We start from the raw sequence: 10,580 nt of genomic DNA, 5'->3' as shown, positions 1-10,580 counted from the left end.
TGCGCATCCTCATCTGAATACAGTGCGAGATCGTCCGATTGGCGACCACTCGATGCTGCCGGCCGGAGTGTTTGATCTGTGGCTCGAATGCGGCCACGCGGATCGAAAGCACGATCTGGTCGAGAGCCGTCACCGCGGCAGCTCCCCAATCCAATCCCTGCCCTCTCGTTTCGCAGCCCCGGCCGTTTCGGCCCCGGAAGTCGGGGTGTACAATGGGTCAACCGATTTCCTTCGGAAAGGAGGCGGCGATGACCGACTTTTCCGCCAGGATTCTCGGGTTGTCGGGTTGCCTGCTGGTTCTGCTCACCGTCCTTCCGGCCCATGCGGACCCTTTCTTCGTCAGGGTCTATGGGAGGACCTACAAGATTGATCCCCGGTATCCGTCCGACGAGCCGAAGGGCCCGAAGCCCCAGGAGGCCATGAAGGCCCTTCCTTCCGACCTCGCGAGGGGCCCTGGCTTCAGGCCCACGCACGAGCAGGTTCTTGCCGAGGTCGAGGAAAGACTCTGGATTGCGCGCAACCAGCTCGATGTCGAGATGGAGAAGGCGGTCGCCGCCCGGGGCTCGCGGAATCCAGGGGCCGACACGAAGGCGCTCAAGCAGGAGATCACGGGATCACTCGCGGCCGGAGCGGAGCAGACCCGTTTGCCGGAACTGCAGAAGCTCTACGACCGCTACCGGGCCCTGAACCTACTCGCGAGGGAGCTGCGGCGGTCCATAGACCTGCCAGTGAGTCCGCCTGGAGAGGGATTCTCCCGGCCGAAGCTGTCGCCCGAACTCGAGGCCAGCTACCGCCACCTGAACTTTGATCCCCTTGCCGCCTATTACGGCTTCAGGCGTGTCAAGGCAGCTTTCCGATCTGGTGACATCGAACTCCTCTCCCGTGTCGCCCACTACCCTCTGACGATTACGGGAAAGACCAGACGGACCATCCGCAACCACGATCAACTGATCGCGGCGAAGGAAAGGATCATGGACCAGCACATCCGCGAGGTCGTCGCGAAATCCACCTTCGAGACGCTCTTTGTTCGAGACAAGGGGATGATGCTCGGCGAGGGAGAGGTCTGGATCACGCCTGACAAGACAGGCTTCGGATTGGGAGCCATCACTCTGGATTGACGGACCCATCCCGATCTTGGTCGACGAGTCGATTACGTTCGGCCCGAGATGACACTCCCTTTTCGCACCATTGCAGAAGCAAGACTCTTCGAAGGTCTCAACGGCTCAGACTCAGTGATTGAGCTGACTGGTCGAAAAATTCGCTCACCTCGTGATTGCGGACGTTCGGCCAACTTCAGACTCCTACCAGGAGCGAACCTCCAGTAACCTCCCGCACGATTCTCTTCTCGGTTGACGTGAAGTGTGAATGGGTGGAAGCTTCGCCCGGAGCTGGTAGACGAACCGGCAGCCGCTGACGCTGCCCACCTTCGGCGAGCCGCCTTTGTAGGCCGCCCATCCAAAGAACAGATTTTTGGGATGGATGGAGCCTCTTTAGGAGGGGTCGATGCGCGCGCTTGCTCTGAGGACCGTCTCACTTCTCGCTCTGGCGGCACTGGGTGCAGTATTCACCGGGCCAGCCGCGGTCGCCCAGGAAGGAACCGACGAGCAGTTCGGCAAGGTGCATTTCCAGACATCATGCAACGAGGTGGCACAACGCCGCTTCGACCGCGCGATGCGGTATAAGCACTCCTTCTGGTATCGGCCCGCGAAAGAGATTTTTGAAGAGACGCTCAAAGCGGATCCCGAATGTGCCATCGCCTACTGGGGCATTGCCCTCAGCCTTTTGCTGAACCCGCACTTCCCGGCCCCGAAGGAGAACCTCGCTGAAGGCCTCGTGGCACTGGAGAAGGCCAAAGCGATGGGCGCCAAAACCCAACGCGAGCGCGACTACATCAATGCGCTCCTCGCTTTCTACTCAGGCGATGAGAAGGTTTCCTTCGGCCAGCGCGTGCAAGCCTACCTCAAGGCCATGGAAGCACTCGCAGCGCGTTATCCGGACGATGACGAGGCGCAGATCGCCTATGCGATTACGCTGAATGTCGCCGCCTCACCGAACGACAAAACTTATGCCAATCAACTGAAGGGCGCCGCCATTCTGGAGCCGATCTTCAACCGGCAGCCACGGCACCCAGGCATCGCTCATTACCTCATCCATCTCTACGACTACCCGCCCATTGCGGAGAAGGGCCTGGAGGCCGCCAAGCGCTATGCGGAGATAGCCCCCGCGGCGCCGCACGCTCAGCACATGCCCTCCCACATCTTCACGCGCGTCGGCTACTGGCGGGAATCGATCGCTGCAAACAGCCGCTCGGCGCGGGCCGCCAAAGAGGGCAAAGAGCCCCACGAGCAGCTGCACGCCCAGGGTTATCTCGTCTACGCCCATCTGCAGCTCGCGCACGACGAGCAGGCGCGTGAGGTAGTCGAGGAGATGGCCGCAACCAAGGGCTACACTCCGAATGTCCGCACCGGGCCCTATGCGGTAGCCGCCAGTCATGCTCGCTACATGGTCGAGCGTGGCGACTGGCGAGGCGCCGCCGCCTTGAAGGTAGAGCCGAGCCGGTTCGCGTATGTCGACGCGATCACCCATTTCGCGCGTGCGCTCGGCGCCGCTCGCTCTGGAGATCCCGATGCGGCACGGGCCGACATCGCGAAGCTCACAGAGCTGCAGGACAAGCTGGAGCAGGAGAAAGACGCCTACTGGATGGGGATCGTTGACATTCAGCGGCAGGTCGCAACAGCCTGGCTGCTCAGCGCCGAGGGCAAGCACACGGAGGCCCTCGAGGCTTTACGCGCCGCTGCCGACGCGGAGGATAAGACCGAAAAATCAATCGTCACGCCAGGCCCGCTCGCACCGGCGCGGGAACTCTACGGGACCATGCTGCTCGAAAGGGGTATGGCAGCGGAAGCGCTTGCCGCGTTCGAAGGTACATTGGCCAAGGAGCCGAACCGCTTTGGCGCCACGGTCGGAGCCGCTCACGCCTCCGAGAGCGCGGGCGATGCCGCCAAGGCGCGGCAGTATTACGCCAAGGCTCTCACACTGGCCGAGGGTGCTGACACAAGCAGGCCTGAGATAAATGCCGCGCGGGCATTCATGGCTAAAAACTAATACAGGGCTGAGACGGTAGCCCCATGCGCGTGACGGGCAGAACGCGCATCATCATGGCGAGCGCTGCCCTTGCGTCCGCGGGGGTAGTCGGAGCGTATGCGCTTCATTCTCGCATTCCAGACGGCAGAGCCTCGTCCACGCACATCGTTCGACCGGTCTGGACCGAGACTCGATGGCCTTTTCCGGTCGATCCCTGGGGCAAGGGCAAAGCGTTCCGGTGCAAGGCACTCGATTGCGGCAACGAGGTCAACCTGTATGTTCGCGCCAAACTCGGTTTCTGCAACTGCACGTCTGGTATTGCCGACGATGCGGACCTCGATCGCATGGACGATCTCGAGTTGATCGACCACCAAGCGATGCCGTTAGGCACTGGCCGGCCGATCACCGTTGGTTCGATGCAGGGCCGCAGCCGAGCCTACAGCCTTAGCGGTTCTCAGAACCGAAATGATGCGGCGATATCAATCGCCTTCAACGAGCGCTGCGACATGGTGGCGGCAACGGTTCTGCTTCGTTCTGGCGCGTTAGCGACGATCGAGCCGATTGTGATAAATTTCCTCAATAGCGAACCCATGTTGCAGTGGGCGGAAGTTACCTTGGGGCTGTAACCGGATAGGAAATGCCCATCAACCAGCGACCTGCGGGATTTGTTTGGTTGAGCGTTGTGGCTGTGACGAGCGGCTCTCCCTCGTGGCTGATCACCACCTCGGGTCTGGTTGTTCTCATTACGCTGATCCTGGTGACGATCGCCATCCTGCACACCGACGCGCATCTGGCCCAGGCCGCCACCATGCTCATCTTCGCGACAGCGGTTGCAATCTGTCTGACTCCTCTCATGATCTATGACCGACCGTTGGCCGTTGGCAGCTTTACCATGACGCCAGCAGTTCTTCGGGAAGTCGTGCCGGACTGAGCAGCCTCAGCCGATTGATAGCATGCGGGCACATGGCGCTTGCGCGATCTTTGCTGGTCGACCCGCGACAGCCGAAGCTGCTAGCGGCGGGAGATCGAAGGCGAGTGGACGCGAGGCAGGGCGCGGCGACCAAGACAAAGTGGCGGAGGAAGGCCGCGGCCGACAGAAGGATTTCTGCCAAGAGAGAGCACGCCTCGGTCTGTTGGCCGTTCTCCTCTGCGAGGCGTGCAACGAGATCCACCGGCAAGGTCACGGCTGGACCTGCGCACTGAAGTCCTCGAGCACCGCCGCGAGCGCCTCCGGCTGCACCCTCACGGGCCCCGTGAAGGGATGATCAATGGCGATGATCACGTGCAGCCCCGAGAAGATCAGGAAGGCCAGGATCCCCGTCATCGCTGCCTGGACGCGCAGGTTCTCGGTGCCGAAGAACAGCGTGAAGCCGACCGTCAGAACGGCGCCGCCGAGGAGCACGAACCAGAGCACCCCTGGGACCGCGCCACTGGCCAGGATGAGCCTCGTGCGGCGGGCCTCGGTCAGGTGATCAAGCTGACGGAGAGTCTCAGCCAGAAGAGTCGTCTCGCGGCCGTCGCCGGGGGTGAACGTCAGGAGCGCCGCATAGGCGGCGTCCAGCATGCGCGTCACGGCGTGGCTCGACTCATTCCGTGCCATGGCGGGCCAGTCCTCGGCGATGGTCGCTCTGACGTAACGGGTCATGCCGTCGCGAAGCGCGGCGCCGGCATCACCTCCGATTCCGTTGGCCAGCCGGTAGAGCGACGCGGCGGCGCCGGCCTCCTGGGCCGCCGCGTTCTCCGCCTCGCTGAACTTCTCCCAGACGATAATGACGGCGAAGGCCAGCAGCACCGCATAGAGCACGCCGACCGTCGCGAACGTGAAGCCGGCGACCTCGTTGTTGATCCGGAGACGTTCCGATGTTACGCGGCGGCGAACATGGATGGGGGCGGCGATCGCGAGGAGCGTTGCCACGCCGACGACGAGGACGCCCGTCAGCCACAATGGCTGGGCGGTCAGGAGTGCCATGTGTCTACTTGCTCCGGTCCTGCCACGGATGATGACTGATCAGAGCGGATGTCCGCAAGTAGCAAAGGTTCTTGCTACGGTAGACTATTGCCGGCACTGCACAGGACTCCGCTGAGCCCAACCGGTTTTACCGCCCCAACTTCTGCCAGACCGGCTATGAACGTCTACGTCTGAAGATCGCAAAGCAAAGTCCCTTGGAGGTCCACTTTCCCATCGCTGACAAGCTTGAATATTATCACGTGAGCTTGGGTTTTCCTGAGCGCTCGCCGGATTCATCCGATCTACTGCTCTCGCGGCCCCGCCAACTTTCCGCCGCAACTATCGACGCCTGAATCCATTTCAGGTCATCCCGTTGCTATGTCCTTGGTGGTTTTTGCTGCCAAAATGCGGTTCTGAAAGAGTGTGGCAGCATTTCTGCCCTCTTCGGTAATGGACAAGTGGGTCAAGCCATGCCCGGTCGGGCTCTGCCGAGCTTCAGTCTCCTCGACTTCACGACTTGGCTGGTCGGCACAGCGCGCGTGTCTCTCACGCCGGCCGAGATCGTTGCGCAAAGCTGCGAACGGCTCGTGGCCGCAGGCATCCCGCTCTGGCGGGTTCGGGTCGGACAGCGGCTTGCCAATCCCTTGATCGGAGCCTGGGGCGTGGTCTGGCTGCGCGGGGCCGGTGCCGAGGAATACACGATCCCCCGCAGCATGCTTGCCACGAGTTCATACGCCGGTAGCCCCTTCGAATATGTCATCAAGAAGCGCACCAGCTTCCACCGTTCCCTTCGAGATCTCGATTCAGCCAACGATCATCCGGTGCTCTTCGAGCTGGCAGCGTCGGGCAGCACAGACTACTTCGCTCTTCCCATCGTGTACGGAGACGGCTCGGTGCAAGGGGCAGCCTTCACGACCGATGCCGCAGGCGGCTTTAGCCACGACGCCGTCATCCTCATCGAGGAACTCAGTCCTTTCCTCGCTGCGGCGCTGGAACCTGCCGCGATGCGGCGCTCAGCCGAGAGTTTGCTGCAAACCTATCTCGGGGATGGCCCTGCGCGGCGGATTGCGGCTGGTGCCATCCGCCGGGGCGATCAAATGGCCATCGAAGCAGCCGTGCTGCTGACCGACCTGCGAGGCTACACAGCTCTCTCCGAACGATTGTCTCCCAACGAGCTCCTGGACCACCTTGGCCGTTATCTGGAGGTCGTCGTTGCGGCTGTGCGGGCGGAGGGCGGTGACGTGCTCAAGTTCATGGGCGATGGCGTGCTGTCGATCTTTCCTGTCGAGGAAGGTGGACGAGCCAAGGCCAGCGATCGCGCGCGGCGGGCCGTAGAGGCAGCCTTGATCCGAGCGGATCAGATCGGGGGACTGCAGTTCGTCGGCTGTTTGCACGTGGGCTCCGTGACTTACGGCAATATCGGCAGCCCGGATCGCCTGGACTTCACGGTGGTGGGTCCTACCGTCAACTTTGTCAGCCGGTTGGAAGCCATAGCCAAGAGCATGGGGAGTACCGCCGTCTGCTCACGGGACGTGGCCGCATTCTTTCCAGCAGATGCCAAACGCCTGCTCGGAACCTTCACGTTGCCAGGTATTCCGGACGAGCAGCCGATCTTCGAACTGCGCGTGCCCTGCACTCCCACTGAGGGATCACCAGGTAGTCATCCCAAGGACACTGCTACGTGAACCGAGACCAAGCATCGAAGGAGCTGAAGGTCCGTTGCTTCTGCCATGTTCCGTCGCCCTCTTGCTCGGCAAGGGGATCGCAGGAGCAACCGGTATCGCGAGCTTTCAAAGCCATCTTACCCAATGCAGGTGGGGAAACTCGTCATTGCCTGCAGGGCGGAAATGCCCTGTCCCCTCGCCTGCTTTGTCATATGTCAGCCTTCCGCGTTGGAGTTCCCGACCGTACAGACTTTCCGTGAGTGGCTGCTAACGGAATCCGGGAGTTTCGACAGGTCTGCAGCTTCGGAAAGAAAGACAGAAACAAGAAAATCGCTGCAATCGCCCATGCTCTGAGGCCGCCTCTCCCGTGAATTCGCAACCGCCGCTCTGGCGACCCTGGCCGTAGGCGCTATCTGCTGGTGATATGCAGTCAGGCCTTCCATCGCGGCAGGGACGATCCATGCGGGCGAGAATTCCAGGGTGTGCGGCGGGTCTGCTTCTGTGTCTGACGGCCTGCAATACCGTGACGCGCGGTGTCGAGGAGGAGGTCACGATCACGGCAAGCCCGGCCTCAGCGCAGATCCGAACGTCCCTCGGGCACGAATGCCCCCGGTCGCCCTGCCTCGTGAAGGTGAACCGGAAAGAGGAGTTCACGGCTTACGCCGAGGCCAAAGGATACCGGCCGGGCGCGCTGCTCGTGAAGCCGGAACTCACCGACAAGGCGGCTCCCGGGATGATCGGAAACGCCATTCTCCCCGGCGGCTCGGTCGGCCTCGTTGTGGATGCCGCGAACGGGGCCATGCTGGATCATACCCCCAATCCAGCGCACATTGACCTTGTGCCACTTGGCCGGACGAGAGCGCGCTGAAAGGATCGGGAACACAGGGAACCTGGGTGTCGTCACAGGCATCCCATAGCGTCGACTGGAGCCGAAGGCCTTGGCGATGCCTGCTACTTCTGGAGATTGGCGGCGAAGAACTTCGACGCCTCGGTTTTTGCCTCGCGGTCGACCTGCGCGTCGTATCGGAGCGGCAGGTTGAATCTCTGGCCGAGTTCCGTGGCTTCGGGGTTGGTGAAAGCGTGCACCGCGCCCGGGTACTCGATGATCCGGTAATCCGCATGCGCCGCATCGAGGTCCCTCTTGAACACCTCGTACTCCTCGCGCTTTACGAAGGGGTCGTCCGCGCCATTGAGGACCAGGATCTTCGCCTTGACACTGCCCGGAGCCGGTGCGGGGGTGTTGAGGCCGAGCGAGGCGTGGAAGCCCACGATCGCGGCGAGATCGGCGCCGGCGCGTGCCATGTTCAGCACGACGGCGCCTCCGAAGCAGTAGCCGACAGCGCCGATGCGCGATGGGTCGACCGTGGGATGCTCGGCCAGTCGGGTCCGCGCGGCGTTGAAGCGCGCCTCCATGACCTTCGGATCCTTCATGACGGAACTCGCGAGTGTGCCGGCATCCTTCGGGTTGTCGGCAGTCTTGGCGTCGCCGTACATGTCGGCGATGAAGGCGGTGTAGCCCTGCTGCGCAAATTTCTGCGCCTCGTTGTGGGTGTGCTTCGTGATGCCCCACCACTCGTGCACCATGACGACGCCGGGACGCTTGCCCTGAACCGCATCGTCGTAGACCACGAAGCCCTTCATTGTGGTCTCGCCGGCTTGGTAGGTGACCGGCTCTTCCTTGATCGCGGCGTGTGCACTTGCGCCCATCGTCAGGGCGCAGAGCGCCGCTGCCATCATCGTTCGCATGAAGGTCTCCCGCGAGGTTTCAAGCGACGGCAACCAACACGGTATCTTCAGAATGCACAGGCCGTATCGGCCACCTACGGAGAGTTTGCTCCTTTCTAAGGCTCCTGGCAATCGTCTGGCCATTCGCATCGGCAATGAGGCCGCATTCACCGAAACAGCGCTCGAGAGCAAATCACGTCGTCTTACTGTTGGGCCGGTGATGTAGATGCCTGCGAGCACCTCGGCGGGGCCGTAGCGGATCGTGCCGCTTAAACTATGACTGAGCGAAGCATCAAACGCGGCCCGGCCGACGTGATGATCAACGTCACAAGCGATCGGCTCCGGCCGTAGAAGTTTGTCTCGTGCAGTTCCCTCAGGCTCGAGGCCGTGCCGCCCCCTCGGCGAGGAAGAGCGTGGTAATCCCGCTCGTGGCATCGTCGAGCGCGACGATCAGATGGGGTCCAGTCTCTCCGGGAGCCGGTGTTCACTGAGCACCCAGAGGGCGTGAACTAAAAGTCCAGCAGGTCGAGTGCCAGTCGCCGCCGGGTCGAGGCCTGCCGAAAGGTGGCGCAAGAGCGATCGCGACGGCTGATACCGTCTCATAAACTCACTCGCAACCGTTGCCCATTGACTTGGTCGCATCGGCAAGTCAAGCCATGACCGCATGGCCTCGATCGCGCTCGCCCCCTCCTCGAACCGACCGCTCATGCCCGTGCTGGCCGCGCTGAGCGTCGCGCATCTCCTCAATGACCTGATCCAGTCGATGATCCCTGCGATCTATCCAGTGATCAAGGACACCTACCATCTGGATTTCGCGCGGATCGGCCTGATCACGCTCGCGTTCCAGGTCACCTCGTCGATCCTGCAACCCGTGTTGGGATACCTTACCGATTGCAGGCCCTGGCCCTACGCAATGGTGGCCGGCATGGGTGCGACGCTGCTCGGCCTCCTCGGCCTGTCGTTCGCGATCAGCTACGAGATGGTGCTGGTCGCCGCGGCACTTGTCGGGCTCGGCTCCGCAGTCTTCCATCCGGAAGCGACGCGGATGGCGCGGCATGCGGCGGCGGGTCGGCAAGGGCTCGCCCAGGGCGTGTTCCAGATCGGCGGACATGCCGGTTACGCCATCGGCCCGCTGCTGGCTGCCGCTGTCGTAGTCCCGCGCGGGCAGACCAGCCTGTCCTGGTTCTCCGGGGTCGCGCTTCTCGCAATGGTGCTGATGTCCTGGACTGCTGGGCGGTATGCCGCCCTGCGGCGCGAACAGGCGGCTGCCGTGGGAACGACAAGATTGTCGGAGCGCAAGCTTCCGGCCAACCACGTCGTATTCGCAATGACGATCCTGATCATCCTGCTGTTTTCGAAGAACGCCTACACGGCCGGCTTCACATCGTATTACACGTTCTACTTGATCGAACGTTTCAACGTCACGATTCAGGTCTCACAGCTCATGCTGTTTCTTTATCTCGTCGTTGGCGCAATCGGCGTGATCGTCGGTGGAATGATCGGTGACCGGATCGGACGCAACCGCGTGATCTGGCTATCGATCCTCGGCTCGCTGCCGTTCGCACTGATCCTGCCCCATGCGGATTTGTTCTGGACGGGGGTCCTGAGCGTCCTGATCAATCTGATCATGGCAAGCGCGTTCTCGTCGATTCTCATCTTTGCCATCGACCTCGTTCCTCACCGGGTCGGGCTGGTCGGCGGGCTGTTCTACGGGCTGGCTTTCGGCTTGGGCGGGCTCGCAGCGGCAGGGCTCGGCGTGATCGCCGACCGGGTCGGTATTATCGAGGTGTTCCGCCTGTGCGCCTGGCTGCCGGCCTTCGGGCTTCTGACCTTCCTTCTGCCGCGGAGTACCCGCTCCGCCTGAGTCGAGGCTCGAGCCTCGGAGAACGAGCGCTTCCTGAGAAAACGGTACGCGGGGATGCCAGATCAAGCTCTTCGGACATCCATAAGGGGTCTTGGTTGTGTCAACCGGTCGGCAGTGCCGAACTCTCTGAGCTAACGGGCAACGCTCTCCTCGATCTGCGCCCCCTGAAGCGCATAGAAGCCCGTGTCGCAGTTACGGTCGGTGCGGCCCTTCAAAGGCAGCGGACAACTCTGAGGCAGTAGCTTGACGTCCTGCGGACCGGACCGACCTCAGCCTTCCCGCGGATTGGCGACTC

Annotated in this window: 9 protein-coding genes; 7 read left to right on the top strand and 2 right to left on the bottom strand. The window is 62.3% G+C overall.

Annotation, left to right across the window (positions count from 1 at the left end):
- Positions 1–248: 248 nt before the first annotated feature.
- From BN1233_RS24375 to BN1233_RS24360, 4 genes are all read left to right on the top strand, one after another.
- Positions 249–1,118 carry a hypothetical protein gene (locus BN1233_RS24375; protein WP_147707499.1) on the top strand — a complete coding sequence of 290 codons (870 nt, stop codon included), beginning with the start codon at positions 249–251 and terminating at the stop codon, positions 1,116–1,118.
- A 385-nt stretch (positions 1,119–1,503) separates the two neighbouring features.
- Positions 1,504–3,105: a tetratricopeptide repeat protein gene (locus BN1233_RS24370; RefSeq protein ID WP_046866252.1), complete on the top strand. Its 1,602-nt coding sequence runs from the start codon at positions 1,504–1,506 to the stop codon at positions 3,103–3,105.
- 23 nt (positions 3,106–3,128) lie between these two features.
- Entirely contained in the window at positions 3,129–3,710 is a 582-nt protein-coding gene (locus tag BN1233_RS24365; protein WP_046866251.1) for a hypothetical protein, read from the top strand.
- A gap of 11 nt (positions 3,711–3,721) precedes the next feature.
- Entirely contained in the window at positions 3,722–4,015 is a 294-nt protein-coding gene (locus tag BN1233_RS24360; protein ID WP_046866250.1) for a hypothetical protein, read from the top strand.
- A 249-nt stretch (positions 4,016–4,264) separates the two neighbouring features.
- Here BN1233_RS24360 and BN1233_RS43260 read toward each other — a convergent pair whose 3' ends face one another.
- Complete coding sequence (locus BN1233_RS43260; protein WP_048708299.1) at positions 4,265–5,053, bottom strand: bestrophin-like domain; 789 nt, start codon at positions 5,051–5,053, stop codon at positions 4,265–4,267.
- A gap of 449 nt (positions 5,054–5,502) precedes the next feature.
- Here BN1233_RS43260 and BN1233_RS24350 point away from each other — a divergent pair, with 449 nt between their 5' ends.
- Both BN1233_RS24350 and BN1233_RS24345 read left to right on the top strand, forming a co-directional pair.
- The gene (locus tag BN1233_RS24350) at positions 5,503–6,717 is read left to right on the top strand and encodes an adenylate/guanylate cyclase domain-containing protein (protein ID WP_046866249.1); all 1,215 of its coding nucleotides are present in this window, start codon (positions 5,503–5,505) and stop codon (positions 6,715–6,717) included.
- Positions 6,718–7,156: 439 nt separating this feature from the next.
- Complete coding sequence (locus BN1233_RS24345) at positions 7,157–7,564, top strand: hypothetical protein (protein ID WP_046866248.1); 408 nt, start codon at positions 7,157–7,159, stop codon at positions 7,562–7,564.
- 83 nt (positions 7,565–7,647) lie between these two features.
- Here the strand turns inward: BN1233_RS24345 and BN1233_RS24340 are convergent, their stop codons facing one another.
- Positions 7,648–8,442 (bottom strand): dienelactone hydrolase family protein, encoded by a 795-nt coding sequence (locus BN1233_RS24340; protein ID WP_046866247.1) that lies wholly within the window; start codon positions 8,440–8,442, stop codon positions 7,648–7,650.
- 643 nt (positions 8,443–9,085) lie between these two features.
- Here BN1233_RS24340 and BN1233_RS24335 point away from each other — a divergent pair.
- Positions 9,086–10,285, top strand: coding sequence for an MFS transporter (locus BN1233_RS24335; protein WP_046866246.1), 1,200 nt, complete (start codon positions 9,086–9,088; stop codon positions 10,283–10,285).
- The last annotated feature ends 295 nt before the right edge of the window (positions 10,286–10,580 follow it).

Origin of the sequence: Microvirga massiliensis (assembly GCF_001006805.1) — a bacterium.
Classification (GTDB): domain Bacteria; phylum Pseudomonadota; class Alphaproteobacteria; order Rhizobiales; family Beijerinckiaceae; genus Microvirga; species Microvirga massiliensis.
Note: the sequence above shows the minus strand (reverse complement) of the source record. Positions and strands in the feature narration are given on the sequence as shown.